A 25,377-nucleotide genomic window follows, 5' to 3' on the forward strand; every position below is an offset into this window, starting at 1 on the left:
GCGTTGCCACGGCTTTTTTTCGGGCTGGAGCTTCCGGCTGAAATCAAGGCCCGGTTGTTGAAGGTCAGATCACCGGTGACAGGCGCCAGATGGCAGAGTGCTGAGCAATTGCACATCACCCTCCTGTTTCTGGGGAAGGTGAGCGGGGAAGGTCTCGAAGCCGTAGCCAGTTCAGCCCGTGAGATAGATTCGGAATCCTTCCCGCTTGAGGTTGCCGGCGTTGGTTGTTTCGGCCAGCCCGAAAGGCCGAAGAATCTATGGGCCGGTGTTCAGCCGGCGGCACCGGTGGCTGCGCTGCACCAGACTCTCGGGCGGCGACTGGAGAGTCTGGGCTTTGTGGCTGAACGTCGGGCATTTCGCCCGCACATTACGCTGGCCCGTTTCAAACGCCAGCCGGGTTCTGTTGAACCGTTGTTGGTTGAATATGGTGACCATGGATTCGGCCAGTTCCGGGTGACTGAATTTGTGCTTTTCGAAAGCAAGCCTGGCCCGGCCGGTTCCGTGTATTCAGTGGTCGATCGCTTCTCCCTGCGCAACGCCGGATAGCCGATTTGTCTTGACGAATCCCTGTCGTCCCACCAAAGATGAGGGGAAATCAACGCCTTTCCTGAGGTGTCTATGTGCCCCCCGTTTTCCGATCCTGATCAGCGTCTGTACGTCCGCAATGCCACGCTTGCAGATATCCCAGGCATCATCCAGCTCAGTCGCCGGGTTTATGAAGGCACGGGCATGTACGGCTATACCAAGGGGCCGTTGACCGGGCAGATCAATACCTTTCCCGACGGCCAGTTTGTTGCCATGCTCGGAGACACCGTGGTCGGCTACTGCGCCACGTTCCGGATCGCGGAAGAGATCGCACTCGCTGCCCACGACTGGACCTCCATCACCGGTAACGGTTATGCCTCGCGGCATGACCCGGAGGGGGACTGGTTGTACGGGATGGAAGTCTGTGTTGATCCGGAATGCCGGGGTTACCGCATTGGGGAGCGGCTCTACAACGAGCGCAAGCAGTTATGCCAGGCCCTGAACCTGCAGGGAGTGGTGTTTGCCGGCCGTTTGCCGAGCCTGCGCCAGCGGCTGAAGAAGTTCACGAGCGTCGAGGAATATGTGGAGGCCATTCGAAGCAAGGAACAGAAGGATCCGGTGCTCTCCTTCCAGCTTCATCAGGGCTTCGAAGTGCACGGAATTATTCCGCATTATCTCGATGCCGACCACGATTCCATGGGCTATGGTATTCATCTGGTCTGGCGTAACCCGAAAGTACCCCAGTCGGAGAACAACGGCCGTCGGAAGCGCTACGGTCAACGCATGCGCGATACCGTGCGCATAGGCACGGTTCAGTACCAGCAACGCCCGGTCGGATCGTTCGACGAATTCAGCGAGATTGTCCGCTATTTTGTCGATGTTGTTTCCACCTACAAGGGCGACTTTGTGGTGTTCCCCGAGCTGTTCACCCTGCAGCTGCTTTCCATCGAAGCCCGCAAGGGCAGCCCCGCCGAGACCTTTGCCGCAGTCACCCATTACGCAGAGCGTTATCGTGAACTGATGCGGGATCTGGCTCTGCGCCACAACATCAATGTTGTCGCCGGCTCAACGCCAGTCCGTGAGGAAGACGGCACCATCCGGAACATGGCGTACGTGTTTCTCAGGGATGGTCAGGTGTTCAGCCAGCCCAAGATTCATCCGACGCCCAACGAGGCGTTCTGGTGGAACGTTCAGGGCGGCAACCGGGTCAGCGCCATCGAGACGGACTGCGGCACCATCGGTGTGCTGATCTGCTACGACGCGGAGTTCCCGGAATTGACCCGCCACCTGGTGGACCAGGGCGTGCATATCATCTTTGTGCCTTTCTGTACCGATGAGCGGCAGAGCTACCTGCGGGTTCGCTATTGTTGCCAGGCCAGAGCTGTGGAGAATCAGGTCTACGTGGTGATGTCCGGCAACGTCGGAAACCTGCCGAACGTACCGAACATGGAAATCCAGTATGGCCAGAGCTGCATCCTGACGCCCTGCGACTTTCCCTTCGCCCGGGATGGCATCGCCGCTGACACCGAGCCCAACGTGGAGACGGTTGCCTTTGCGGATCTGCGCCCGGAAGTACTGATCACTGCCCGCAACAGTGGTACCGTTAAAAACCTTCAGGACCGCCGGCACGATCTTTACAGCGTGACCTGGCGTGGTGAGTAAACCGAGCCGACAGGAGCGTCGTTTTGCCCAGTAGAGGGTCTGTAAAGCCTGAACGCATCGGCCGCGGGCTTCTTTGGGCCGGTGGTATGGCTCTGGTGGCCTGGCCCCTGGCGGTTGCAGGCTGGTCCTTTGCCATTGAACAGAGCTCGGTGGGTATGGCATTGCCGGATATACGGTCCGGCGGATGGGAAGTAACAGGCAGCCGTGCAGATGTCCGGCCTTCTGTGACCGCCAACGGTGATGTCGCAACCATCGATTTTGCTCCTTCGTCTCTTGTTCTGACCAAACATCTCACGTTTGTCGGTGCAGACCAGCCGCTGACGCTCAACAACCTGCGCACGGATCTCAGCAATACAACGGTAACCCTGGACTATGGCGCAAATGGCCCCTGGGCGCAGCGCATTTCCATTGATGGCGACATCAGGGTCGATGCCGCGCGCGTCGAACATCCGCAATTACTGCCGCAAACGTGGAACTTTCAGGGAAGGGCAAAGGGCCGCCTGGCAGATCTCAGGGTGCAGGGCACCTTGGCTTCCGAGTCCGGCTTTACGGCTGATCTCGATATCCAGCTCAATCCCGAAGGCGGCGTATCCGTCGCCATCGACTCTGTTATCGACGGTAAACAGGGCGTTCAGGCCCTGGCAGAAACCCTGGTCGGATGGCCGGATCTGCTGACAGTGGATTCTGGCAATGCCCGGTTGTCGATGGAGGTTTCGACCGGCCAGGGTGGTGAACTTGCAGCCAGTGGCAGCGTTGAACTGCAGGATGTTGGCGGGGTATTTAACCGGACCGCGGTATCAGGGCTCACCGGCCAGGTGCGGGGATCGCTGGAAAATTCCCGGATTACGACCCGTTTCAGGGACATGACCGTTGGCGAGATCAATGCCGGCATTCCCGTCACCTCGGTTCTTTTTTCAGGGAATTACAGCGCGCCGGTCACGGAACTGCTGGCCGGCACTCTGGAGGTTCAGCAGGCCAGGGCCCGGTTCCTCGAAGGTACCCTGAGAGTGCCTCCTGCCAGGTACGATTTAGGCGGTGGGTCTGGTCGCATCCCTGTGGAGGTTGAGGACGTCTCCCTCAGCCGTCTGATGGCCGTGTATCCAGCCGAAGGACTGTCTGGAAGCGGGTTGCTTCGAGGGCGAGTTCCTCTGGGCATCAGTGGCGACGGGGTGCAGGTGAGTGCAGGCAGTATTTCCGCAATAGATCCTGGCGGCCGTTTGCAGTTGCCGGCGGACAAGCTCCAGGCGATGCTCGGTGGCAACCAGGCCATGGGCATCGTGGTCCAGGCGTTGCAAAACTTTCACTATTCAGTCCTCAACAGCACGATAGACTACGATGAACAGGGTAAGTTGAGCCTTGGCCTTCGCCTCGAAGGTAAGAATCCGGACCTGAGGGGTGGGCAGCCGGTGGTACTCAATGTCAATCTTGAGGAAGACATTCCCGCGCTGCTCACCAGTCTGCAGTTGAGTGGCAGGGTCAATGAAGCTGTTACCAGGCGCGTCCGGAAATTGCTGCAGGAATCCGGTGAGGAGAAAGCACCATGATAAAACCCGTGCGGCCCTGGTGGCCTGAAAGGTCGCCCATGGCAAGAACACTGATGATACTGATGCTTCCTCTGGCGATGGCTGCCTGCACGCCGACAGTGCAGATGGCGGCGCCAAAGGAGCCGATTACGGTCAACCTGAACGTGAAAATCCAGCACGAAATCTACGTGAAAGTGGATAAGGAAGTGGATGATCTGTTCAGCGAACAGGGCTTGTTCTGACTGTGTCCGGAAAGTTTGAGGGGTTGAAGATGAAACGATTGATACAGATGTTTGCGCTGGTTCTGGCGTTCGGTATCAGCGCCTCCGTGCTTGCCATGGGGCTGGATGAAGCCAAACAGAAACTGGACTCGGTCAAGCAGCAGGGGCTGGTTGGAGAAACACCGACGGGTTATCTGGAAGTGGTGCGCGCCGAAGGGCAGGCGAAGGAAGTGGTGGAAGCCATTAACAGCGCCCGTCGGGATGAGTACAAGCGCATTGCCGAAAAACACAACATTCCGGTAACCCAGGTGGAGACGGTTGCAGGCAAGAAGGCGATTGAGAAGACTCCGTCCGGCCAGTATGTGCAAATGGGCGGTAAGTGGGTGAAAAAGTAGCCCGGCGCGGCCAGGTGCGAGCCTCGCTTACCGTTTAACGCTCTTTTGCCTTGGCTTGCCGCCTTTTGGCCGTTTGCCCGATGCCGGCTTTTTGCCAGGTGCGGGCTTGCCTTTCGGGCCGGGGCGCCTGGCGCCACCGGGCTTACCTGGTGCGGATGCAGAGCCAGGCTTGCGATCAGGCTTTGGTTTGGCCTTCGTTCCGGACTTCTTTTTTGCTGGCTTGCCAGCGCCGGACGGGGCTTCGGAAGACGAATCCCGGATGGCATCGAACAGCCCGGCCAGCTCTTTCTCGCTCAGGTCCCGCCACTGGCCCACCGCAAGCCCTTTCAGGCTCACGTTCATGATCCGGATCCGTTCCAGTTTGGAAACCTCGTAGCCAAAATACTCGCACATGCGACGGATCTGGCGATTGAGGCCCTGAACCAGGGTGATCCGGAAGACAAATCGTGACTCCCGCGACACCTTGCACTTTTTCGTCATGGTTCCGAGGATCGGCACACCATTGGCCATACCCTCCACGAATTCCCGGGTGACCGGCTTGTCGACGGTAACCAGGTATTCCTTTTCGTGGTTGTTGCCCGCCCGCAGTATCTTGTTGACCAGGTCGCCGTTGTTGGTCATAAAGATGAGGCCCTGGGAGTCCTTGTCCAGACGTCCGATCGGGAAGATGCGTTCGCTGTGACCCACAAAGCGCTGGATATTGTGTTTCTCCGCGCTGTCCGTGGTGCTGACAATCCCTACCGGCTTGTTCAGTGCAATGAACACGAGATCTTCTTCAGCCCGTGGCTCGATCACCTGGCCGTTCACCTTGACCGTGTCACCCGGAAGCACCTGGTCGCCCACGGTTGCTCGTTTGCCGTTGATGTAGACGTTGCCTTGCTCGATATAGCGATCGGCCTCCCGGCGGGAGCACATGCCGCTTTCGCTGATGTATTTGTTGAGCCGGGTGGAATTGCCAGTGGTCATCGGGTTTCCGGTTGCCAGTGAGAATGACGGGCATCATATCAGTCTGGAACCCCGGTCGCAGCAAGGGTGGTTCTTTCCGGGCGTCTCTGCCATTCTTTGCGCCTATCCTTAAAACCAACAAACCCTGAGCCGCCATGGAAAAGACACGCATCACCATTGTTGCCGTTACCTGCATTGCCCTGTTTTTCCTGACCAACTACCTGTTCCGGTATCTGATCGGATTTACCGGGTTGCTGGCCTCATTGGTCATTGCGGCCCTGATTGCCGTCTACATGAGCTTCTCAATCGCACGGACCCTTGAGCGTTTGCCGATGCAGGAGGAGCGCTCACGGGCGCTGTGGATCTATGGCGGTTTTCTGGCCGCCCTGTTCGTCGCCTTCGGGGCCTGGATGTTCCTGGATGCCGGCATGGATGCAGTCACCCTCGCCACGCTGTTTGTTCACTATCTGCCCTATCCGGCACTTGCTCATGCCCTGCTATCAGACAAGGCCGTCGGACTGTTCCTGAAAGAGGATCGTCCTGGCGGATAAATTGTTATAATATAACATTTTGATTCCTAGAGGAGTGCCTCCGGCGCCATGGCTCAACCTATTCCTACCAGCCTGATACTTGGTTTTCTGGGTGTCGGTAAAACCACCGCCATTCTGGATCTTCTGAAAAGCAAACCGGAAAACGAGGTCTGGGCGGTTCTGGTCAACGAGTTCGGTGAGGTGGGCATCGATGGCGCCATGCTGAAAACCGAAGGCGCCTTCATCAAGGAAATACCCGGCGGCTGCATGTGCTGCGTTGCCGGCCTGCCGATGCAGATAGGGCTAAACCAGCTGATTCACAAGGCAAAGCCCGACCGTCTGTTGATTGAACCGACCGGGCTCGGTCACCCCTCTCAGATTCTGGACACCCTGACCAGCGAGCACTATCAGGATGTGCTCGCCATGGGCCCTGTAATCTGCCTGGTGGACCCTCGAAGGCTCGAAGAACCGAAGGTGCTCGGCAATGTGCAGTTCCGGGATCAGGTGGCTGCGGCGGATATTCTCGTTGCCAACAAGACTGATCTTTGCACCCCGGAGCAACTGACTCATTTTGATGAGTGGGCCGCACAACTGGAACCCGCCAAGCGGGCGATTCACCACACGCGGTTCGGGCATCTGGCACCGGGCTGGCTGGACGGCCAGTCGGATGCCCTGCCGGTGACCGATCCGGAAGCTCACCATCACCAACATCATAAGACTGCATCGCCGGCCCCCGCTATTGATGACGAGCCCTGGCAACAGATTACCAATCAGGGACAGGGGCATTTCAGTGTTGGCTGGCGCATACATCCGGAACTGATACTCGATGAGAACGCATTGCTGGTGATGGCCATGGACTCAGCCTTTGTGCGCTTCAAGGCTGTCGTTCAGACCGTGGACGGCTGGCGGGCGATCAATGTGGTTGATGGAGCCCTGACCGTTATTCAGGGTGAACCGCAAGCCTACAGCCGGGCAGAGATCATAGCGTCCGATCAGATTGACGCCCGGGAACTCGATGCCCGCATGAGGGCGGCCGCGGGACTTGATCCGAGGTGAGGGCGTGAGTCTTTGTCCGGTGTGCGAGCAGGGCAGTCTCTCGGATTTCCGTGTAGTGAAGGCCCAGCGTTACCTTCGATGTGATGTCTGCGAGGTGACGGTGATGGATGCGTCCTGCCGGTTATCGCCTGAGCAGGAGCGGGAAATTTACCAACTGCATGATAATGACCCGTCTGATCCGGGGTACCGGACATTTCTCTCGAAACTGACAGAACCTCTGCTTGAGCGCCTGCCATCGGGCGCCAGCGGCCTGGATTTCGGCTGCGGCCCCGGCCCTGCTCTGGCGCAGATACTTGAGGCGGAAGGCATGGCAGTCAGTCTCTACGATCCCTATTTTTATCCCTCGGCAGTGGCTCTCGATCAGACCTACGATTTCATAACCTGTACCGAAGTGGTAGAGCATCTTTACGCCCCCGCTGGCGTTTTCAGGGAACTCGACCGGATGCTGAAGCCCGGTGGTTGGCTGGGTGTGATGACCTGCTTCCAGACCGACGATGACCGGTTCGACAACTGGCATTATCGCCGTGACCCGACCCATGTGGTCTTCTACCGGGAATTCACCTTCAAGCTGCTCGCCAACCGGTTTGGCTGGCACCTGGAAATACCGAGAAAGGATGTGGCTCTGTTCCGGAAGCCAGCCTAGGGGGCTTCCCTTGGGCACTCGGGAAGTGCAGGACACTGTTCCGCGGATGTGGTGCCTTCTTGTTTGAGCAATTCTGATTCACCGAAGCGGTCCGGTGTCAGTGCGGCGGCGCATCTCGCCGCCTGGGTCGCAATGTTTGTGCAGCCGCTCGCCTGCAGCGCGAAAGCGAGATTGTTCCAGCCTTCGGCGAATTTCGGAAAACGTTTCACCGCGCGCAAGAAATGCTCCTGTGCTTCGCCTTGGTGGCCCAACTGCCAGGCAAGGTTGCCTCTGGCCATAGTGGCCGTCGGTTGGTCCGGCCAGGTCGTCTCGGCTGTCTTATAGGCAATGCCGGCGGCTGTCGTTCGTCCGGTTGTTTCGAGGTCATGGGCGGATTGCAGAAAACGAAGCGGTGCTGCGGTAGCTGGAACCCGATCCGGCGGCAGAATAGTGACGGCCCAGTTATCGGCCCGCCCCCAGGTATTGGCGAAAACCTCCAGGTCGATCGCTTCATGCTTGCGGGTATCGGTGTGGAGTATCAGGTCTCGCTCGCCGGCGTCATAGCCGATGACAACCGCAAAGTGCCATTGGGGCCACCAGCCAAACCTCAGATTTTGCATAACCAGGACTGGATTGCCTGCTGCGATCTCGGTCAGGACACTTTCTAATCTACCGTCCAGCGGGTAAACCAACATGCCATGGGCGCGTGCGCCGGCGATCATTTCGACCTGAAGGGAGCCTTCCCGGCCCGGAATATAAACCAGCTCCTTGAGAATATCGGGATTGGATGAAAGGCCCTGGCTGTTCAGCATCATTGCCAGCGACGCAGGCCCGCACTGATACCTTTCCTGGGGGTAGAAAGGTACGTCGTCCAGCACAACCTTGTCGGGCAGCATGGCCTGGTGAGTTTCGGGCGCTGGCCATTTGGGAGCACTGGCGCAACCGGCCAGCAGGCTAACCAGTAACATCAGGATCAGCCTGCTGGATGTCGTCGCTTCTAGAGTGGGAAAAATGGCAGCCACTGATCCCGCTATCGAATGCAGTTCACGAACGGGAAGACATTCGTAGCACAGAGCATATCGGTGATAATGAATACCAGCAGGAACAACACAATGATGCCGACCACATCCTGCCCTGCAGGGCCTCGGCGAGCTGACGTTCAAAATCCGCCAGTTCCGCGGGCGTGAGGTTCTGGATGCGTTCCTTGACCTGGTCCTGGCTGACCCCAAGGTCTGCCAACTTGGCCTGCACATCCTGTCTGTCGAGCATGCTGATCAGCTCCTGCCGGTCCAGCTGAACCTGTTGTTGCCCGATCATTTCGCCGGTTCCAACCATGCCGGCGGTAGCGGTGGCCGACCAGACGGAACCAAGGGCCATCATCATGGCCATAAAAAAGCAAACGTACCTCAAGTGCTTGCGAATGCCTGACATGGGTCACTCCTGTTCGTTGGCTACTTCCGGTGTAGCGGTTTGTTAGTCATCTTGCACTAACCGGACGATAAAACAGTCGGTTGCGTTCCCTCAACATACGAATCGTTCAGGATTCACAAACCTGCAGCTTTCGCTCCGGCCAATGGAGTATAGCCGAGCGTGCGACCATTCGGCTGGCGAGGTCTGGGTACGCCTGGTGGATAACGTTGGCACCGAACTCTGCCAGGAACGCCGATTTCAGTTCTGCCCGGGCCTTCTGGGTGCCCGGTTCCTGGTAGGGCGCGGAGCAGAGCAGCAGGAAACCATCGTCCGGAACACGGCCATTATCCATGTTGCTCTTTATGATCCCGGCGGCCTGGCGGATGGGATGGGACAGATCCGGGCTGTAGGGGCCGATGATCAGGGCTACGTTGGGTGCGTGCAGGAAATCGAACCCCCTGCCAAGGCAGATGACCCACTCCCGGTGCTCTATGTTCAGTTCCCGGTCAAAACGCCGAATCTCGTTCACGTGCCGGATATTGCCCTCAACCAGGGGCAGCAGATCACGCTGAACCGGTTCCGGCATATCCGGACAAAGGGAGGCGATTTCGGAGGCCATATCGGCAAGTCGCGTTACAGGAATGGTAGACAGATCCAGCGTTCGCTCCTGGCTACCGTGCAGAACCAGTGCATCCTCGTCGCTCTCGAAGCCACATACCAGGGGATAGACCGTTCGGTGGCCGTTTCCGAACAGCTTTTCCACCTGGCTTCGGATCTGGAACGCATGGCGCATGGCGGCCTCACGGTCGCAGTCAAAGCCAGCGCAGCCCCGTTCCCGTGAACCTTTTGAATAGTGGTAGGTAATGATGATCAGCACCCGTCGTCCCTGGGTTACGGCTTGCTGGACCGTGTCCGCCAGCATGTCGCCAAGGTAGGGCCAGCCCAGCTCAAAGATCCCGCCAAGGTTCCGGAACGGGTGAATGACACCAAGAGGCGTCTGGGTCACGTAGGGCAGGTGGATGCGGCCATCCATGCACTTCATGGCAATGATCTGGGTATTGTGCTCTGCCAGGTAGCGCTGCCTGGCCAGATGGTTTTCCGGGCTACAGAAGCTGGCCGAATGGGCCCGGCTGAGCTCCATCAGCCAGTCGATACGCTCTGCGATAGGGCGCGCATGCACGGGTGTTGTCATGGCTTTTGTCCTGTTCTGTTCAGAAGGTCGACAGGCCGGTCGCCTCCATAATCCGGTAGCGCCAATAGCGAAGTCTGGATTCGTCGGCCCAACGCTCGTAGGGCAGGCTCATCACCGGATCGTCGCCAGGGCCTTTTTGCCATTGCTCGTCAAAGAATCGCCGGGCTCCGCTCGCAACCTGTGACTGCTCCACCACCGATACCCAGACATCTGTTTCGAGATTCAGATCGTCGAGATTGCGCCGGGTAAAATTGGCCGAACCCAGGAGCAGTTCTGTTGCGCCGTTTTCTCTGGCCAACATCAACAGTTTAGTGTGGCATTGCTCACCCAGGGTATTACACCAACGTACCGGAACGCCCGCGCGAACCAGTTCCATGGCGACCTGCCTGTTGGGAATGCCACTCTTCTGGTGGCCGAAGGCCTCGTTGTTGGCATCAAGCAGAACTCGCAGTGCAACGCCCCGTCTGGCGGCGTCGACCAGGGCTGTGACAATATCGCGATGTGAGAGATAAAACATGGCCATGTCCAGCTGATCACCGGCCGAGGCCTCTTGAATCATGGACAGAGCCTGATCCCGGATTTCCGATTCGGTCAGCACTGCCACCAGGGGGATTTCGGATTTCTGCGGTTCTCCAGTGACTTCGGGAGCCATGCTGATTCGCTCATCAATGGGCGTGGTGTCCGCTCCCGACATGGCGAGAACCGCCCGCTCGCTTTTCAGCAGATCAAAGACCGCCGGCCCCGTGAAGCTAAGCCCCAGGTTGCTATGCCGGCTGCTGCCGTCGTGGGGGTTGGCCGAGGTAACGATGGCCCTCAGGGAGCCCGCCTCATCCGCGACCATAAGCTTGCGATGGTTGGCCTTGAAGTTCAGTAGGGCGAGATAGCTTCGAAGGGTAACAGGCCTGGTGCCCAGGGCGTTGTCCAGCCAGCCTCCATCGGGGTTGTTGCCGAACCACTGACAACACAGCCGCCAGATTGAAGACCAGGTGGGATTACTGTCCCGTAGCGGCCGGAGTGCCGTCTCCACAACCGGAATGCCACCATCGCGCAGGGCTTGAAACCAGGGTGAGGTCGTGCCGCCATACATGGTGTTCAGGGGGTCGGAGATAACCGTAATGGATAGCTCCGGTTTTTCCGCTTTTCTCGCCAGCAGGGCCTCTGTGAGCTGTTGAGCCAGAGGCCGGTGGGCTACATCCTCCGGCTTGGTGCTGTTGAACAGAAACATGTCGATGAGAATGAACTCGTTGGCTTGTCCCACAAGCCGGAACACCTCGTCGAAGATTTCATGGTCTCGCTCCTCACGGCCGTTCTGATAGTGACGGGTGACGTCTGTCAGCAGGACGGGTTCCTCCAATGGCACCGCGGTTCCACGATAGCTGATGCCTGGCGGCAGTGGCTTTTGGGTGTGGTAAAGGCCGATGCCGGCCAGGGTGAGCAACAGCAGGAGAATCAGTAACTTCAGTGTCATGTGTGTATTTCCATCATCCCTGAGGTAAACGACGGCATAACTATACGTGACCTCTCTCTCAGGTAAACAAACACTTACAAAAAACACCCCGGTCGTTGTATCGAAGTTCCGCCACGCTTTCTAAACTAGCCAGATCAACCATTTATAACAAAGTTGCCTGTGAACGCCATACTCTCTTTCATACCGCGCCTGTTCAGTCTGCGGGCCGTTATTCTCGTTCTGGCTGTTGTGTTTGCCCTCATGGGGGACCAGCTTGCCCTCGTTGGCTGGGCTGACCGTGCGCTATTCAGCATTCTCGGCGTGCCAGAGGGCGCGACCCCGGCCACGATTCTCCCGCAGGAGGCATTCGGGCCGGCTATGGCTGATCGGGGGCTTTCGGAACCACTCTGGTCCGACATGGCGGTGACCGCCGGGCTGGCAATTGCGGCACTGTATCTGGTGCTTGCAATTCCGGCGATGGGCGCGGCCGTTTCCCTGCCGGTCACTCTTTTGCTTGGTGGCTCGCTCGTGGTGATCCAGGCGGCTTTGATGTTCTACCGCAACGCCTGGGTGCCGTTTGGCGTGGTGCTCACGTTGCTGGTGGTCGGTTACGTGGTGATGCTGTTCTGGCTGCAGCCCCGCAAACACATCCGTGCACTGACAGATAATGTGCGGGATGCGCGGCTGAAGCTGGCCAAGGTATTTCTGCAACAAGGTCATACAGACGAGGCCCTCGAAGCGCTGGATCGCTGCCCCGACTGTGAAAGCGAGATCGAGCTGCGCTACGACGCCGCCATCCAGCAGGAGCGCAAGCGCCAGTACGACAAGGCGGTCAGCACCTACCGCAGTATTCAGGAGCGAAAGAAAGGTTTTCGGGATACCGCCGCGAGGCTGTCGGCATTGGAAAAGCTCGCGCCGGATAACTCGTTGATGCAGGGAGGGAGTTTCGACAATACCCGCACCCTGTTGATGCCCGAGCCCGCCGTTAGTCGCCCGACCCTCGGAAGATACGAAATCGAGCGGGAGATTGGCCGAGGGGCCATGGGTGTGGTTTATCTGGGCAAGGATCCGAAGATTGCCCGTACCGTTGCCATCAAGACTCTCAGCTACCAGGCATTTGATGATGGACAGCTTCAGGATCTCAAGGAGCGATTCTTCCGGGAGGCAGAAGCCGCTGGCCGCCTGAGCCACCCGGCTATCGTCACCGTGTATGACGTTGGCGAGGAGGCAGACCTCGCCTATATCGCCATGGACTATGCGAAAGGACGTCCGCTCAGTGAATTCGGCAGAACCGGACGGTTACTGCCCCTGCCCAGGGTTCTGGATATCGTTGCCCGCGTGGCGGACGCTCTGGCCTACGCTCACAGCCAGAAAATCGTCCACCGCGACATCAAGCCCGGGAATATCATCTTCAATCCCGACAATGGCGATATAAAGATCACCGATTTCGGCATTGCCAAGATCTCCGATGACTCGCGAACCCGCACCGGCGCGGTAATGGGCAGCCCATTGTATATGTCGCCGGAGCAGTTGAAGGGTCAGAAGGTAACCGGTGCCTCCGATATCTACAGCCTGGGCGTAACGCTTTATAAGCTGGTGAGCGGCGAAACGCCCTATCAGGGCGATACCCTGGCCAACCTGACCTACCAGATTCTTAACAAGCGCCCACGCAGCGTCCGCGAGTTCAACGCGGATCTGCCAAACGGGGTGGTCCGTCTGATCAACAAGGCTATCCAGCGCGAGCCGGACAAGCGCTTTGCCAGTGCCGCCACCATGGCCGAGGCCGTGCGTCGTCTGGCCGTTCGTGAGGCTGGCCAGGAGGTGTCGTCCTGATGCGATATCACGTTGCCGGCCAGAGTCATCGCGGGGCCGTCCGGGAATCAAACCAGGATGTGGTGGACTGGCGGATCAATGATGCGGGTGACCAGGCGTTGTTGGTGGTTGCTGACGGTATGGGCGGTCACCAGGGAGGCGAGGTTGCCAGTCGCCTTGCGGTTGATGCCATCATCGAATCCCTTGAGCCTGAAATCGCCGGTGCCTCGAGCGGCACCACGGATGCGGATATCCGGGGAAAACTGGATCGGGCCTTCAGGTTGGCCAATGAGCGCATAGTGAGCCGCCGTTCCGGGGATCCAAGACTTGAAAAAATGGGCACGACACTGGTGGTGGCCTGGTTGAGTGGCAATCAGGCGCATATTGCTCACATTGGCGATTCCCGTTGCTACAGCCTGCGTGGCAGCCAGGCGCTGTGTCTCACGCGGGACGATACCGTGGTCCAGAACATGCTGGAAGACGGCAGCATTACCAGGGCCGACGTGCCCAATGTGCCGTTCCGGAATGTCCTGACCAGGGCCGTGGGAACGGTGGAGCAGGCGGCCCCCAGTTATCGGCGTGAAACGCTTGATGAAGGAGATGTGCTGCTGCTGTGTTCCGATGGGTTAACTGATTCGGTTCCGGAATACCGGTGGCTTGAAATCCATAAGGAAAGTGACGGCATGGAGCGCACGGTTCAGGCAATGATTGATGCCGGCCTGGCAAACGAGGCGGGTGACAATGTGTCTGTGGTATTACTGACGTTGGAGTATTGAGGAAACTGACATGGCTTCGCTTTCGCAACTGGTGGATAACGTTGTTGTTAACACCTTTGAACTCGGTCAACCGGAAACGCGCATCGGTCGGCGCCCGGACAACGATATCCAGATTGATGAAATTTCTGTGAGCGGCCAGCACGCCCTGATAGAAGCGGTGCCCAATGCCTATCTGGAAGGTACGGTGGATTACTACATTACCGACAGCAACAGCACCAATGGCACTTTTGTGAACGAATTGCGGGTTGCTGACCGCCAGCGTCTCAACAGCAACGACATGGTGCGCATTGGCTGGAATGAGTTCCGTTTCATCGATGAAGAAGAGCAGGCAATGGAAAAAACCGCCTATATCCTCGACTGACCCTAACGGTTGGCCCGCGAATTACCGGATCCGATCCTGAACAAATCTGCTGAAACGGGAAAGCAGCGAGGACGCATCCGGCGCTGGCTTTACGCCGGCGATCAGGGCCTCCGCATCAAGCCCCTCCCGTGTCAGGTCGGGCGCCTGGACCTTCAGGTAGGCGCTCATAATGGCGTCCGTGAACTCTGGATGGAACTGCACGCCCCAGGCGCAGGGACCAATTCTGAAAGCCTGATGAGGCTCGAACTGGTTGCGTCCCAGCAACACCGCGCCTTCAGGCAGGCGCAGCACGGACTGCCGGTGTGTCAGCTGGGCCGGAAATTTTTCCGGTAGCTCCCGGAACAGGACATCGGAAGCTGCCTCGGGAAGGAGTTCAACCTCGTGGGTGCCGGTTTCCCGGCCATTCGGATGGTAACCAGCTTCCCCGCCCAGCGCGTGGGCCAGTAACTGGTGGCCATAGCAGACACCAAGCACCGGCACTTCGCTTCTGACCGCTTTTGCCAGCCAACGCCCCGCGTTCTCACTCCATTCGGCCCGGTCGCTGACCATGGCAGGAGAGCCTGTCACCACGATGCCGTCCCAGTCTTCCGGATTCCCCGGCAGTTCACCGGCTTCGGCATTGGCAACGGTTATATCCAGCTCATCTGACAACCCGCGCAGGAACCACTCGTCAAAATCGCCAAACCTTGCCCGAATGTCCGGGTAGGTGGTGCCTGTTTTAAGGACCACCACGCGCGCCTTGCGGTTTGTGGGAGCGTTCTGTTGCATGGTGCTATCTTCCTGCGCGGCCGGCGGCCCGGGTTGTTTACTGCTCTGGCAGTTCGGCGTTGTGGAACACGTTCTGCACGTCGTCCAGTTCGTTCAGCATGTCGAGGAATTTCTCGAACATGGGGATGTCGTCGCCTTCCACCATTGTGGTGGTTTTGGGCAGAAACTGGATTTCATCCACTTCAAAATCGATGTCTTCGATTGCGTCCACGAGTGCCTGGCGAGCCTTGGCGTATTCGGTGTTCGGTGTGAACACGGTAATCAGGCCATCTTCATTCTCGATGTCGGTTACATCGACATCCGCTTCCATCAGCGCCTCAAGTACGGCCTCTTCATCCTCGCCCTTGAACGCAAAAATAGCGCTGTGGTCGAACATGTGAGACACGGCTCCGGGCGTGCCGATCTTGCACTTGGTCTTGGTGAAGGCCAGGCGCACGTCGCCAAAGGTGCGGTTCGGGTTATCGGTCAGGCAGTCCACGATCACCATGCAGTTGCCCGGTCCGTAGCCTTCGTAGCGAGCTGCAGCATAGTCTTCGCCGGCGCCACCCTTGGCCTTGTCGATGGCCTTTTCAATGACGTGCGAAGGCACCTGGTCTTTCTTGGCCCGCTCGATCAGTCCGCGCAGGGACAGGTTGGCCTGGGGATCGGGGCCTCCGGACTTGGCGCTCATGTAAATCTCGCGGCCGTACTTGCTGTAGACCTTGGTTTTTGCCGCAGCCGTCTTGGCCATGGATTCTTTGCGGTTCTGGTAGGCTCTGCCCATCTGCGCTGCCTCTTGGTTCTCTGGAAAAGGCCGGATTTTACTCAACATTGCCGGTTTGGGACAGGCTTATTTGGCCCCTGTTCCGGGATGGTTTTCACGATCCGCCAATACCAAGGTGCCAGCAGGACAGCACTTTTGATGCACAGACCTATAGGCAAGCCACTGCTAGCGTGAGAGGACAACTGGCAGGCGTCGGGGAACAGAATGCAAAGACAAAGCGCAACGCAGACAATGGTTCGTATGCTGTTTCTGTGCCTGGTCTTTTCATGCTCGTTGGCGAGTGCCGGGGGTAACGAGAACGGCGATCAGGACCAGGTGGCACGGGACATGATCCGGGTTCTCAACGCTTATGTCGTCTACAAGATGGGGCAATATGAATCGGCCTTCGAGCAGTATCTGGAGCTGGCAGAGGAGGGCAGCCGCCAGGGCATGCTGAATGTGGCCAACATGTATGCCCAGGGGCAGGGCGTTGAACAAAACCAGGAGAAAGCCTTCCAGTGGTACCTGCGGGCAGCCGACAGTGGTGATTCCATCAGTATGGTCGAAGTGGCCATGGCCTATGAAGAGGGCAGGGGAACCGTCCTGGATAAAGACGAAGCACTCAGTTGGTATCGCCGAGCTGCGGAAGCGGGAAACAGTGATGCCCGCTGGCGGCTGGGAAAAAGCCTTTTTGACGAAGGCCGCATGGCTGAAGGCTTGTGTCTGATCCGGCTGGCGGCAGTTGACGGCGGCCAGCCCTCAGCACAGCAGTTCCTGTCAGCGCTGGGGCCGAGTGCCGGACCGGAGAATAAATTGCCCCGGTCTCGGTGCTCGCCTTCCGGCAGTTAAACGTAATCGACCGGGCGCCGGTAGTTTTCCTGGGTCATCAGGTCGATGCCGCACTCCATGTCGCTGACCCAGTTCAGAAAGCGATCGACCATCACCGGTCCTTCGAAGCGTTTGCCGTGCTGGGGCACAATCATCGAAACATCCATGTCGCGGACCATATTCGCCCAGAGTTGGCAAACCTTCCGGGAGGCAATGTAGCGCCGATGGAAGCCGATCATGCTCGGTATGTGCTTGTCGAAGTCCTTCACAGGCAGGTGATCGTCTTCGCCCCCCATGGAGGCGCCCAGGTCGCCCGAGAACAGAATCTTCGAGACCGGGTCATAGAACTGCAGGTTGCCGACCGAATGCATGAAGTGGGCTGGCAGACATTGCAGATAGGATTCCCCGAATTTCACATTGGCGCCGGCATCCGGAACGCTAACGATGCGGTCGTACACGCTGCCGCTGAGCTGGTTGGTCACGTAGCTGGAAACCAGGTGCGGAAGGAACCGGGCCCAGAGTTTCGAAGTTACGATCTTCGCGCGGGTATGAACGATCCAGCGGTCGATGGCACCGATGATGTCCGGGTCCTGGTGAGAGGCGAACACGTAATCCATGTCGCGGATGTTCATGTAGCGTGATGCCGCCACCGACAGCGGGGTGTAGGTGAGGTCACCACCCGGGTCGATCAGTGCTTCATGTTTACCGTCGACAATCAGGAACTGGTTGGACTGGACGCCCTCTCCGGTTACCAGGGAATCGAACATCAGGCATTTGTGGTGTCCGTTATCGAACAGGACAATGGGTTCGGCTGCCATTTCGGTCTCCCGCAAAATACAGTTTGATCCGGCCGGAATGGCCGGATATTGCAAGCTGCGCGGAGATTACAAAATTGACAAAAGCCAACTCTTGCCTCAGGTCAATTCTCTGATATTCCTCAAGTAACGATTTGTTGTTGCCGGCTCTCAGGCCAGCTGTGGTACCCGTTTGATCCCGCGGCGAATACCCTGTTCAAGGGCGCTGCTGACGACCTTCCCGGTGAACGGTACGATGTCTTCGAAGGTGATGGTGTAGTTCACCCGGGTGTGGCCTTCCGGTGTGTCCTCGAAACGGATTCTTCCCAGATGGTTGCGGATCGGGCTCATGCTGGTGATGGTGTATTCGATCAGTGAATCCGGCTCGAAGCTGGTCACCGTTTCTTCCAGGCCGACCGGCCCGATGCCGATTTTGCGAACGGAGCCGATGCCGTTGGGATCAGCCTGATCGCTGTCCTTGATTCGTTTGACCGGTGCTCCCAGCAGTTTTCCGAAACGGTAATGGTCGGCGAACAGGGCGAAAACCCGTCGTCGGGGTACGTCAAAGGTTTCGTCAATTTCAATGGTGTACATGGCCATGGGCTCACTCTTTTTGTCATTCGATGCCCCCAGCCTAACCCCTTGGCTCCTACAACAAAAGTCGTAGAAGGCGGCAGGTTTCAATCTGGCCTCTGTCGACGGGTCAGTGCCGGGCGGTATGCCGGTAGTCCCGGGGTGACTGGCCCATTACCTTTTTGAAAAGCCTGGAAAAATAGTAAGCATCGTCATAGCCCAGGCGTCGGCTTATGTCTGCGAAGCTCAGGCTGCTGGTATCCAGCATCTGGCAGGCGCGTTCCACCTTCAGGTGCAGGAAGTGCTGGATCGGGGAGGTGCCGGTCTGTTCCCGATACCGGGTGGCGAAATGAGCCGGTGAGAGGCCGGCAAGATCGGCCAGTTGCTCCAGGCTGATACGCTCATCCAGATGCTCCCGCATATAGTTGTGAATGGTTTCCAGTTCTGCCTGCCGCTCGTGCCCGGTTTCGTCGGCGTTGATCGGAACCGCAGCCAACAGTTGCCGAAGCCGGTTGGCCGCGTGGATCAGGCCGCGGGCCCGGAAACCGGTCTGTCGCACCGATAGCAGGCCATTGAAGTCAACCAGAAGCCGGGGTTGCCGGCCCAAATGACGAATCCGGGTCGGGCCGTCGAACCCCATGTAGTGTTGAAAATCTGCTGCCAGTGGTCCGGTGTAGTGCACCCAGTGAATGGTCCAGGGGTTGTCCGGATCGGCGGTATACCGATGGTTGGCACCGGCCGGCAAAAGCAGCAGATCGCCAGCCTCCACCGTGTAGGGCTCCCCGCCTACGTTCAGGAACGCACGGCCTTCCGTGCAGTAGATCAAAAGATTGTCGTGATGGTGTTCCCGATGCATGTGATGGCCGACGGCGCGCCGGTAGTGGCCGAACGCCAGCGGATAGAGATCCCGGGTAAGTGGATGGCTCGCGAGCAGTCGAATGATCGGCTCAGGCACCACGTAGCGAATGCTGTCTTTGGGCACCGGCCACTGTGAGGTTTGGGTCATTTCTGGTCTTGTTTGTTTGAGCTTTATCGAAAGATAGTCCATTACGGGCGAAATTTAGTCAATCACCCATTGGTCAATCCCGTGCTAGCCTTTGGGTAAACGTGGCAAGGAACCCTCAGGTTCCGGCCGGCTTCCCGCACAACAACAAACAGGGACATCAACATGAAAAATGTACCGTTGTATATTGCAGGTGAATTCATCCAGAGCCAGACCAAGGACTGGATTGAAGTTACCAACCCCGCCACCAACGAAGTGATCGCCAAGGCTCCGAACACGACTCATGCGGAAATGGAGCAGGCCATCAAGTATGCCGGTGAGGTATTCAAGACCTGGAAGGAAGTGCCGGTTTCCGAGCGCGCCCGGGTTATGCTCCGCTATCAGGCACTTCTGAAAAAACATCATGACGAGATTGCTGAAATCCTTTCGCAGGAAACCGGCAAAACGTTTGAAGACGCCAAAGGGGATGTCTGGCGCGGTATTGAAGTAGTTGAGCACGCTGGAAACGTCGCTTCTCTGATGATGGGTGAGACGGTTGAGAACGTTGCCCGTGAAGTGGATACCCACTCCTGGATCCAGCCGCTGGGCGTGTGCGCCGGCATTACGCCGTTCAACTTCCCGGCCATGATCCCGCTGTGGATGTTCCCAATGGCGATTGCCTGCGGTAACACCTTTATCCTCAAGCCTTCCGAGCAGGATCCGTTGACCCCCATGCGCCTTGCCGAGCTGTTTGAAGAAGCCGGTGCGCCCAAGGGCGTTCTGCAGGTGGTTCACGGTGGCAAGGAGCAGGTTGACGTACTGCTGACTGATCCCGCCATCAAGGCCGTTTCTTTCGTAGGTTCTGTGCCTGTTGGCCGTTACATCTACGAGACCGGCACCCGCAACATGAAACGTGTGCAGAGTTTCGCCGGTGCCAAGAACCACATGGTGATCCTGCCGGACGCTGACAAACAGCAAGTGATCAATGCCCTGGTTGGCGCCTCGGTTGGTGCTGCCGGCCAGCGCTGCATGGCAATTTCGGTCGCGGTCTTTGTGGGCGAAGCCCAGCAGTGGATTCCGGAGCTGAAAGAAGCCATGGCGAAAGTTCGTCCAGGCGCGTGGAACGATTCCGGTGCCAGCTATGGCCCGATCATCTCCGCGAAAGCGAAAGACCGTATCGAGTCTCTGATCGCGACCGGTGAAGCGCAGGGCGCTAACCTTCTGCTGGATGGTCGCGGCTGCACCGTAGACGGACTGCCCGATGGCAACTGGGTTGGCCCGACGCTGTTCTCCGGTGTTACCACCGAGATGGATATCTACAACGAGGAGATCTTCGGTCCCGTTCTTTCCTGCATGGAAACCGACACCCTCGGTGATGCCATCGAGCTGGTGAATAACAGCCCGTACGGCAACGGCGTCTCCATCTTTACCAGTTCCGGTGGTGCCGCGCGTCGCTTCCAGCATGAGATCGACGTAGGCCAGGTGGGCGTGAATATCCCCATTCCTGTGCCCCTGCCGTTCTTCTCGTTCACCGGCTGGAAGGGTTCCTTCTACGGTGACCAGCATGCCTACGGCAAGCAGGCGGTTCGCTTCTACACCGAAACCAAAACGGTTACCTCCCGCTGGTTCTCCAGTGAAGCGACCAGCTCGGAAGCCAACTTCTCTATCCAGTTGCGTTAATTGCGTTGAAGGTGGGGTATTTGGGCCGGAACCTGTTTCCGGCCCCTTGTTTTCCCCGCCCAATGCCAAGCCCTCTATATCTGGAGCGTAACGATGGACTTTAACCTCACCGAAGATCAGCTGGCGTTTCGCGAGGCCGCGCGGGCGTTCGCGGAAAAATCCATGGCGCCCCACGCTGCGAAGTGGGACAACGAGCATATTTTCCCGGTCGATGTGATGAAGGAAGCCGGCGAAATGGGCTTCATGGGTATGTACACGCCCGAAGCGCTTGGCGGCATGGGGCTGTCCCGGCTGGACACCTCGGTCATCGTGGAAGAGCTCGCTGCTGCGTGCCCTTCGACCGCCGCGTTTATCACTATCCACAACATGGCTACCTGGATGGTCGCCAGCTTTGCGTCGGATGATCTCAAGCAGGAAATCGTGCCTAAACTCGCCAGCGGCGAATGGCTCGCATCCTACTGCCTGACCGAGCCGGGTGCCGGCTCAGACGCGGCCAGTCTTCGCACCAAGGCCGTGCGGGATGGCGACAGCTACGTAATCAACGGCAGTAAAGTATTCATTTCCGGCGCTGGGGCCACCGATATTCTGGTCTTGATGGCCCGAACCGGAGCGCCGGACTCCGGCTATAAAGGCATTTCCACCTTCGTGATTCCCGCAGATGCCGACGGCATTTCCTACGGCAAGAACGAAGAAAAAATGGGCTGGCACAGTCAGCCTACCCGGATGATCAGCCTGGAGAATGTCCGCATTCCGGCCAGCAACCGAGTTGGTGACGAGGGCGATGGGTTTGCCATCGCCATGAAGGGGCTCGATGGCGGGCGTCTGAATATCGCCACCTGTTCCCTTGGTGGTGCCCAGGCGGCTCTTCTCCGTGCCCGTAACTACATGCACGAGCGGGAACAGTTCGGTAAGCCGCTGGCGGCTTTCCAGGCTCTGCAGTTCAAGCTGGCCGACATGGCCACCAACCTGGTTGCCGCGAGGCAGATGGTTCGTCTGGGCGCGTTCAAGCTTGATAACGCCGATCCGGAAGCGACACTGCATTGTGCCATGGCCAAACGGTTCGCCACCGATGCCTGTTTCGAAGTGGTCAACGAGGCCCTGCAGCTTCACGGCGGTTATGGCTACATTCGTGAATACCCGCTTGAGCGCTATCTGCGTGACCTGCGTGTGCACCAGATCCTGGAAGGCACCAACGAAATCATGCGTCTGATTGTTGCCCGTCGCCTGCTCGATGACGGCGTGGCTGAGGCAATTCAATAAGCATAAAAATGGGGTCTGATGAAAACGTCATCCGACCCCATTTTCAGTATGAGGAATAGCAAATGAGTGACCTGATTCAGCTCGAAAAACGCGGACATATCGCGGTACTGACCATCAACAATCCACCGGCCAACACCTGGACGAAGGATTCCCTCATTGCCCTGACGAACATCGTCAAGGAACTGAACGAAGACCGGGACATCTTTGCCCTGGTAATGACCGGGCAGGGCGAGAAGTTCTATTCTGCCGGCGCCGATCTGAAAACCTTCGCCGATGGCGACAAGGCCCGGGCGAACGAGATGGGCCAGCTTTTTGGCGAGGCCTTCTCCACGCTGCAGCGGTTCCGCGGTGTTTCTATCGCGGCGGTGAACGGCTACGCCATGGGTGGCGGCCTGGAGTGCGCCATGGCCTGTGACATCCGCATTGCCGAAGAGCATGCCCAGATGGCACTGCCCGAAGCAGGCGTTGGCCTGCTGCCCTGTGCCGGCGGCACCCAGAACCTGCCCTGGCTGGTGGGTGAGGGCTGGGCCAAGCGGATGATTCTGTGCGGTGAGCGGGTAAAGGCCGATACGGCACTGCGAATCGGCCTGGTTGAGGAAGTGGTGCCGAGCGGACAGAGCCTTGATAAGGCGCTGGAGTTGGCGGAAATGGCGTGCCAGCAGAGCCCGTCGTCAACGGCTCGTTGCAAGACCCTGGTGATGAGCGCCCGCGATGGCCGCAGCCACGACGACGGCTGGCGCATGGAGCGGGAACTGTTTGTTGAGCTGTTCTCTACCGAAGACCAGAAAGAAGGCGTAAACGCGTTTCTCGAAAAGCGCAAGCCGGAATGGAAAAACCGCTGAAGCCGGCTTTGATGGCTGGCTCAAGGACCTGTTATGAGTGATCAACCCATTATCTTCGAAGAATGGAAGACGGGCGATGGCGCGCTGATCGCCGTGGCCCGGCTGAATACGCCCAAAGCGCTGAACTCGCTGTCTCTGGAAATGATCCGGTTGCTGACTCCGCAACTGAAGCGTTGGGCGGAGGACCCCGTAATCCAGGCCGTCTGGCTGGAATCCGAGGGCGACAAGGCGTTCTGTGCCGGTGGCGACATCGTTGCCCTGTATCGCAGCATGACCGAGCCACAGGGTGCCAGTGAGGGTGAGGCATTCTTCACCGAGGAATATGAGCTGGATTACCTGATCCATACCTTCCCGAAACCGCTCGTTTGCTGGGGACACGGCATCGTAATGGGTGGCGGTATGGGCATTATGGAGGGCGCGTCTCACCGGGTGGTGACGGAAGGATCGAAGCTTGCCATGCCCGAGATCACCATCGGCCTCTACCCCGATGTTGCGGCGGGCTGGTTCCTGAACCGCACCCCCGGGCGCACCGGCTTGTTCCTGGGTCTGACCGGTGCTCGCCTGAACGGCGCTGATGCAATCTTTACTGGCCTTGCCGACCGCTTCATCCGGCATGATCTGAAGGCCGATGTTGTTGCCGAGCTGTGCAAGCGTAACTGGCAGGGCGAAGATCCTCATGCAGTGGTCGGTAGTGTGTTGCGTCAATACGAGCGTGAGAGCGCCGACGCCATGCCGGAGTCACCTGTTCGCACTCATTTCGATGAGATCAATCGGGTTACCGATGCTGACTCCCTGGAAGCGAACGTTAATCAATTGAAAGAACTGTCTGGTGGCGACGGCTGGGTGGCGAAAGCGACCCGCTCCCTGGCTGGTGCGTCACCCACATCCCTGGCTTTGGTCTGGCGGCACCTGCACGGCTGCAAACACGACAGCCTTAAAGAGGTGCTCGACAAGGAACTGGTGCTTTCCACCAAGTGCCTGACCAAGGGCGAGTTTGCCGAAGGCATCCGAGCGCTTCTGATCGACAAGGACCAGCAGCCCCGCTGGCGCTATGCGTCCCTTGCCGAAATGGACAGCGCCTGGATCGACGATTTTTTTAGCTGATCTATTACAAGAACAAGGAGAAAAGACATGGCAAAGATTACCTTTATCGGTCTCGGTAACATGGGCGGCCCAATGGCCGGAAACCTGGTAAAAGCGGGCCACGAGGTCACCGTATTCGACCTGTCCAAAGATGCTGTAGCTGCGCTGGTCTCCGAAGGCGCAAAAACGGCAGACACGGCCCACGAAGCCGCCAATGGCGCTGAATGTGTCATCACCATGCTGCCTGCCGGGCAACACGTGGAAGCGGTTTACCTGGGTGATGATGGCCTGCTGGCGAAACTGCCTGCTGGTACCCTGGTTATCGACTCCTCCACCATCGCGCCGGAAACAGCACGGGGCGTGGCCGAAGTGGCACGAGCCAAGGACATCCCGTTCCTCGATGCGCCGGTATCCGGCGGCGTGGGCGGTGCCAAGGCCGGTACGCTGACCTTCATTTGCGGTGGCTCGGAAGAGGCCTTTAACAAGGCCAAGCCGATTCTCGATGCCATGGGCAAGAACATCTTCCACGCCGGTGATCATGGCTCCGGCCAGGTGGCCAAGATCTGCAACAACATGCTGCTGGCCATCCTTATGTCCGGCACCAGCGAAGCGCTGGCATTGGGAGTGAAAAACGGTCTGGATCCGGCGGTGCTCTCGGAAATCATGAAGCAGAGTTCCGGTGGCAACTGGGCGCTGAATGTCTACAACCCCTGGCCAGGTGTGATGGAGGGCGTACCCGCGTCACGTAACTACGAGGGCGGCTTCCTGGTCAATCTGATGACCAAGGATCTGGGGCTGGCGTTCGACAACGCCGTCAAGAACCAGGCTTCCATTCCCATGGGCTCTCTGGCCCGCAACCTGTTCCAGCTCCATGCTGGGCAGGGCAACGGTAGCCTGGATTTCTCCAGCATTCAGCGGCTTTATAAGCCTGAATAAAGGTTGGGTAAAGACACGATCAAAACGCCGGACGGGCGCTACCTTGTGGTAAAGGGGCGCCTGTGGCGTTGTTCGAATCCCGGTCTTCCGGAGCAGGTGTACCGGGAGCAGGTCAAGCGCCTGATGGCTGCTCGCCGGATGGTGCGTGATGCGAAAGCGTCCGGCGATGAGAGCCAGGAGCGTGATGCCCGGCAACAGGTGGATCACGCCAAGCGCGCCCTGGGTGAGCGCGGGCCGGTCTGGTGGTCTGATGACGAACCTGACTATACCCAGTGCAAGATCGAGAACACGCCGTACGCCGAATGGTATCGTTCGCTCCAGGAGGCGAGTGAGTAACGTTCGGTCTTTTCGTTGAATAACCGCGACTACGCTGTTAATGTTTCACCCGCTACGATGGAAGAACTGCCAGGGA

Annotated in this window: 27 protein-coding genes and 1 pseudogene; 18 read left to right on the forward strand and 10 right to left on the reverse strand. The window is 58.4% G+C overall.

Annotated features, from left to right (window positions below; genetic code table 11):
- The first annotated feature begins 3 nt into the window (after positions 1 to 3).
- From thpR to AC5JQH_RS16070, 5 genes are all read left to right on the forward strand, one after another.
- Positions 4 to 546: an RNA 2',3'-cyclic phosphodiesterase gene (gene thpR, locus AC5JQH_RS16050; RefSeq protein WP_008175993.1), complete on the forward strand. Its 543-nt coding sequence runs from the start codon at positions 4 to 6 to the stop codon at positions 544 to 546.
- Between the two features lie 72 nt (positions 547 to 618).
- Positions 619 to 2,187 (forward strand): bifunctional GNAT family N-acetyltransferase/carbon-nitrogen hydrolase family protein, encoded by a 1,569-nt coding sequence (locus tag AC5JQH_RS16055; protein WP_008175992.1) that lies wholly within the window; start codon positions 619 to 621, stop codon positions 2,185 to 2,187.
- A 23-nt stretch (positions 2,188 to 2,210) separates the two neighbouring features.
- Positions 2,211 to 3,731: an intermembrane phospholipid transport YdbH family protein gene (locus tag AC5JQH_RS16060; RefSeq protein ID WP_227497871.1), complete on the forward strand. Its 1,521-nt coding sequence runs from the start codon at positions 2,211 to 2,213 to the stop codon at positions 3,729 to 3,731.
- Between the two features lie 38 nt (positions 3,732 to 3,769).
- On the forward strand, positions 3,770 to 3,952 hold the full coding sequence (locus AC5JQH_RS16065) for a YnbE family lipoprotein (protein WP_014576371.1): 183 nt from the start codon (positions 3,770 to 3,772) through the stop codon (positions 3,950 to 3,952).
- A 29-nt stretch (positions 3,953 to 3,981) separates the two neighbouring features.
- Positions 3,982 to 4,326, forward strand: a complete 345-nt coding sequence (locus AC5JQH_RS16070; RefSeq protein ID WP_008175984.1) for a YdbL family probable chaperone protein — start codon at positions 3,982 to 3,984, stop codon at positions 4,324 to 4,326.
- A 27-nt stretch (positions 4,327 to 4,353) separates the two neighbouring features.
- Here the strand turns inward: AC5JQH_RS16070 and rluF are convergent, their stop codons facing one another.
- Complete coding sequence (gene rluF, locus AC5JQH_RS16075; RefSeq protein ID WP_493805750.1) at positions 4,354 to 5,292, reverse strand: 23S rRNA pseudouridine(2604) synthase RluF; 939 nt, start codon at positions 5,290 to 5,292, stop codon at positions 4,354 to 4,356.
- A 134-nt stretch (positions 5,293 to 5,426) separates the two neighbouring features.
- Here rluF and AC5JQH_RS16080 point away from each other — a divergent pair, with 134 nt between their 5' ends.
- The 3 genes from AC5JQH_RS16080 (at position 5,427) to AC5JQH_RS16090 (ending at position 7,500) form a co-directional block, all read left to right on the forward strand.
- Complete coding sequence (locus tag AC5JQH_RS16080; RefSeq protein WP_493805751.1) at positions 5,427 to 5,822, forward strand: hypothetical protein; 396 nt, start codon at positions 5,427 to 5,429, stop codon at positions 5,820 to 5,822.
- A 48-nt stretch (positions 5,823 to 5,870) separates the two neighbouring features.
- Positions 5,871 to 6,857, forward strand: coding sequence for a CobW family GTP-binding protein (locus AC5JQH_RS16085; RefSeq protein ID WP_008175978.1), 987 nt, complete (start codon positions 5,871 to 5,873; stop codon positions 6,855 to 6,857).
- 103 nt (positions 6,858 to 6,960) lie between these two features.
- Complete coding sequence (locus AC5JQH_RS16090) at positions 6,961 to 7,500, forward strand: class I SAM-dependent methyltransferase (RefSeq protein WP_288366399.1); 540 nt, start codon at positions 6,961 to 6,963, stop codon at positions 7,498 to 7,500.
- On the opposite strand, the gene AC5JQH_RS16095 is transcribed toward AC5JQH_RS16090, so the two are convergent.
- From AC5JQH_RS16095 to AC5JQH_RS16110, 4 genes and pseudogenes are all read right to left on the reverse strand, one after another.
- On the reverse strand, positions 7,497 to 8,447 hold the full coding sequence (locus tag AC5JQH_RS16095) for a PA2778 family cysteine peptidase (protein ID WP_288944664.1): 951 nt from the start codon (positions 8,445 to 8,447) through the stop codon (positions 7,497 to 7,499). The genes AC5JQH_RS16090 and AC5JQH_RS16095 overlap by 4 nt on opposite strands.
- A gap of 62 nt (positions 8,448 to 8,509) precedes the next feature.
- Positions 8,510 to 8,910: pseudogene (locus AC5JQH_RS16100) on the reverse strand (PA2779 family protein).
- A gap of 106 nt (positions 8,911 to 9,016) precedes the next feature.
- Positions 9,017 to 10,081 (reverse strand): carboxysome shell carbonic anhydrase domain-containg protein, encoded by a 1,065-nt coding sequence (locus AC5JQH_RS16105; protein WP_008175970.1) that lies wholly within the window; start codon positions 10,079 to 10,081, stop codon positions 9,017 to 9,019.
- 19 nt (positions 10,082 to 10,100) lie between these two features.
- A complete protein-coding gene (locus AC5JQH_RS16110; RefSeq protein WP_008175968.1) occupies positions 10,101 to 11,549 on the reverse strand; it encodes a phospholipase D family protein in 1,449 nt (482 codons plus the stop codon).
- Between the two features lie 159 nt (positions 11,550 to 11,708).
- Between AC5JQH_RS16110 and AC5JQH_RS16115 the strand changes: the two genes are divergently transcribed.
- The 3 genes from AC5JQH_RS16115 to AC5JQH_RS16125 are packed head-to-tail and all read left to right on the forward strand — an operon-like array spanning position 11,709 to position 14,477.
- On the forward strand, positions 11,709 to 13,361 hold the full coding sequence (locus tag AC5JQH_RS16115; RefSeq protein ID WP_053114697.1) for a serine/threonine-protein kinase: 1,653 nt from the start codon (positions 11,709 to 11,711) through the stop codon (positions 13,359 to 13,361).
- Positions 13,361 to 14,116, forward strand: a complete 756-nt coding sequence (locus tag AC5JQH_RS16120) for a protein phosphatase 2C domain-containing protein (RefSeq protein WP_008175964.1) — start codon at positions 13,361 to 13,363, stop codon at positions 14,114 to 14,116. The genes AC5JQH_RS16115 and AC5JQH_RS16120 overlap by 1 nt, the downstream gene beginning before the upstream one ends.
- A gap of 10 nt (positions 14,117 to 14,126) precedes the next feature.
- The gene (locus AC5JQH_RS16125; protein ID WP_008175962.1) at positions 14,127 to 14,477 is read left to right on the forward strand and encodes an FHA domain-containing protein; all 351 of its coding nucleotides are present in this window, start codon (positions 14,127 to 14,129) and stop codon (positions 14,475 to 14,477) included.
- Between the two features lie 21 nt (positions 14,478 to 14,498).
- Here AC5JQH_RS16125 and AC5JQH_RS16130 read toward each other — a convergent pair whose 3' ends face one another.
- Together AC5JQH_RS16130 and AC5JQH_RS16135 are read right to left on the reverse strand one after the other, a co-directional pair.
- Positions 14,499 to 15,245: a glutamine amidotransferase gene (locus tag AC5JQH_RS16130; protein WP_493805752.1), complete on the reverse strand. Its 747-nt coding sequence runs from the start codon at positions 15,243 to 15,245 to the stop codon at positions 14,499 to 14,501.
- Positions 15,246 to 15,282: 37 nt separating this feature from the next.
- Positions 15,283 to 16,008, reverse strand: a complete 726-nt coding sequence (locus AC5JQH_RS16135; RefSeq protein WP_008175958.1) for a YebC/PmpR family DNA-binding transcriptional regulator — start codon at positions 16,006 to 16,008, stop codon at positions 15,283 to 15,285.
- A gap of 204 nt (positions 16,009 to 16,212) precedes the next feature.
- On the opposite strand from AC5JQH_RS16135, the gene AC5JQH_RS16140 reads away from it, so the two are divergent.
- Positions 16,213 to 16,836 carry a tetratricopeptide repeat protein gene (locus AC5JQH_RS16140; RefSeq protein ID WP_227497869.1) on the forward strand — a complete coding sequence of 208 codons (624 nt, stop codon included), beginning with the start codon at positions 16,213 to 16,215 and terminating at the stop codon, positions 16,834 to 16,836.
- On the opposite strand, the gene AC5JQH_RS16145 is transcribed toward AC5JQH_RS16140, so the two are convergent.
- The 3 genes from AC5JQH_RS16145 to AC5JQH_RS16155 all read right to left on the reverse strand — a co-directional run bounded on the left by AC5JQH_RS16145 (position 16,833) and on the right by AC5JQH_RS16155 (position 19,188).
- A complete protein-coding gene (locus tag AC5JQH_RS16145; protein ID WP_008175954.1) occupies positions 16,833 to 17,633 on the reverse strand; it encodes an oxygen-binding di-iron domain-containing protein in 801 nt (266 codons plus the stop codon). The two genes, AC5JQH_RS16140 and AC5JQH_RS16145, sit on opposite strands and share 4 nt — an antisense overlap.
- Positions 17,634 to 17,780: 147 nt before the next feature.
- Positions 17,781 to 18,209: an SRPBCC family protein gene (locus AC5JQH_RS16150; protein WP_008175952.1), complete on the reverse strand. Its 429-nt coding sequence runs from the start codon at positions 18,207 to 18,209 to the stop codon at positions 17,781 to 17,783.
- Between the two features lie 103 nt (positions 18,210 to 18,312).
- Complete coding sequence (locus AC5JQH_RS16155) at positions 18,313 to 19,188, reverse strand: AraC family transcriptional regulator (RefSeq protein ID WP_008175950.1); 876 nt, start codon at positions 19,186 to 19,188, stop codon at positions 18,313 to 18,315.
- A gap of 162 nt (positions 19,189 to 19,350) precedes the next feature.
- Here AC5JQH_RS16155 and AC5JQH_RS16160 point away from each other — a divergent pair, with 162 nt between their 5' ends.
- From AC5JQH_RS16160 to AC5JQH_RS16185, 6 genes are all read left to right on the forward strand, one after another.
- Positions 19,351 to 20,844: a CoA-acylating methylmalonate-semialdehyde dehydrogenase gene (locus tag AC5JQH_RS16160; RefSeq protein ID WP_008175948.1), complete on the forward strand. Its 1,494-nt coding sequence runs from the start codon at positions 19,351 to 19,353 to the stop codon at positions 20,842 to 20,844.
- Positions 20,845 to 20,937: 93 nt separating this feature from the next.
- Complete coding sequence (locus AC5JQH_RS16165) at positions 20,938 to 22,104, forward strand: acyl-CoA dehydrogenase family protein (RefSeq protein WP_219122907.1); 1,167 nt, start codon at positions 20,938 to 20,940, stop codon at positions 22,102 to 22,104.
- A 62-nt stretch (positions 22,105 to 22,166) separates the two neighbouring features.
- Complete coding sequence (locus AC5JQH_RS16170; RefSeq protein WP_008175944.1) at positions 22,167 to 22,946, forward strand: enoyl-CoA hydratase; 780 nt, start codon at positions 22,167 to 22,169, stop codon at positions 22,944 to 22,946.
- 33 nt (positions 22,947 to 22,979) lie between these two features.
- On the forward strand, positions 22,980 to 24,050 hold the full coding sequence (locus tag AC5JQH_RS16175; RefSeq protein WP_008175942.1) for an enoyl-CoA hydratase/isomerase family protein: 1,071 nt from the start codon (positions 22,980 to 22,982) through the stop codon (positions 24,048 to 24,050).
- A gap of 27 nt (positions 24,051 to 24,077) precedes the next feature.
- The gene (mmsB, locus tag AC5JQH_RS16180) at positions 24,078 to 24,965 is read left to right on the forward strand and encodes a 3-hydroxyisobutyrate dehydrogenase (RefSeq protein ID WP_476157793.1); all 888 of its coding nucleotides are present in this window, start codon (positions 24,078 to 24,080) and stop codon (positions 24,963 to 24,965) included.
- A gap of 3 nt (positions 24,966 to 24,968) precedes the next feature.
- Positions 24,969 to 25,301: a hypothetical protein gene (locus AC5JQH_RS16185; protein ID WP_493805753.1), complete on the forward strand. Its 333-nt coding sequence runs from the start codon at positions 24,969 to 24,971 to the stop codon at positions 25,299 to 25,301.
- Positions 25,302 to 25,377: the final 76 nt, after the last annotated feature.

It is taken from the genome of Marinobacter sp. H13 (genome assembly GCF_059072335.1).

Coding starts and splice junctions, on each gene's coding strand:
- AC5JQH_RS16055 (WP_008175992.1), top strand. CDS start 619: ATGTGCCCCCCGTTTTCCGATCCTGATCAGCGTCTGTACGTCCGCAAT.
- AC5JQH_RS16065 (WP_014576371.1), top strand. CDS start 3,770: ATGGCAAGAACACTGATGATACTGATGCTTCCTCTGGCGATGGCTGCC.
- AC5JQH_RS16070 (WP_008175984.1), top strand. CDS start 3,982: ATGAAACGATTGATACAGATGTTTGCGCTGGTTCTGGCGTTCGGTATC.
- rluF (WP_493805750.1), bottom strand. CDS start 5,292: ATGACCACTGGCAATTCCACCCGGCTCAACAAATACATCAGCGAAAGC.
- AC5JQH_RS16080 (WP_493805751.1), top strand. CDS start 5,427: ATGGAAAAGACACGCATCACCATTGTTGCCGTTACCTGCATTGCCCTG.
- AC5JQH_RS16085 (WP_008175978.1), top strand. CDS start 5,871: ATGGCTCAACCTATTCCTACCAGCCTGATACTTGGTTTTCTGGGTGTC.
- AC5JQH_RS16090 (WP_288366399.1), top strand. CDS start 6,961: ATGGATGCGTCCTGCCGGTTATCGCCTGAGCAGGAGCGGGAAATTTAC.
- AC5JQH_RS16095 (WP_288944664.1), bottom strand. CDS start 8,447: ATGTTACTGGTTAGCCTGCTGGCCGGTTGCGCCAGTGCTCCCAAATGG.
- AC5JQH_RS16105 (WP_008175970.1), bottom strand. CDS start 10,081: ATGACAACACCCGTGCATGCGCGCCCTATCGCAGAGCGTATCGACTGG.
- AC5JQH_RS16110 (WP_008175968.1), bottom strand. CDS start 11,549: ATGACACTGAAGTTACTGATTCTCCTGCTGTTGCTCACCCTGGCCGGC.
- AC5JQH_RS16120 (WP_008175964.1), top strand. CDS start 13,361: ATGCGATATCACGTTGCCGGCCAGAGTCATCGCGGGGCCGTCCGGGAA.
- AC5JQH_RS16125 (WP_008175962.1), top strand. CDS start 14,127: ATGGCTTCGCTTTCGCAACTGGTGGATAACGTTGTTGTTAACACCTTT.
- AC5JQH_RS16130 (WP_493805752.1), bottom strand. CDS start 15,245: ATGCAACAGAACGCTCCCACAAACCGCAAGGCGCGCGTGGTGGTCCTT.
- AC5JQH_RS16135 (WP_008175958.1), bottom strand. CDS start 16,008: ATGGGCAGAGCCTACCAGAACCGCAAAGAATCCATGGCCAAGACGGCT.
- AC5JQH_RS16140 (WP_227497869.1), top strand. CDS start 16,213: ATGCAAAGACAAAGCGCAACGCAGACAATGGTTCGTATGCTGTTTCTG.
- AC5JQH_RS16145 (WP_008175954.1), bottom strand. CDS start 17,633: ATGGCAGCCGAACCCATTGTCCTGTTCGATAACGGACACCACAAATGC.
- AC5JQH_RS16150 (WP_008175952.1), bottom strand. CDS start 18,209: ATGGCCATGTACACCATTGAAATTGACGAAACCTTTGACGTACCCCGA.
- AC5JQH_RS16155 (WP_008175950.1), bottom strand. CDS start 19,188: ATGACCCAAACCTCACAGTGGCCGGTGCCCAAAGACAGCATTCGCTAC.
- AC5JQH_RS16160 (WP_008175948.1), top strand. CDS start 19,351: ATGAAAAATGTACCGTTGTATATTGCAGGTGAATTCATCCAGAGCCAG.
- AC5JQH_RS16165 (WP_219122907.1), top strand. CDS start 20,938: ATGGACTTTAACCTCACCGAAGATCAGCTGGCGTTTCGCGAGGCCGCG.
- AC5JQH_RS16170 (WP_008175944.1), top strand. CDS start 22,167: ATGAGTGACCTGATTCAGCTCGAAAAACGCGGACATATCGCGGTACTG.
- AC5JQH_RS16175 (WP_008175942.1), top strand. CDS start 22,980: ATGAGTGATCAACCCATTATCTTCGAAGAATGGAAGACGGGCGATGGC.
- mmsB (WP_476157793.1), top strand. CDS start 24,078: ATGGCAAAGATTACCTTTATCGGTCTCGGTAACATGGGCGGCCCAATG.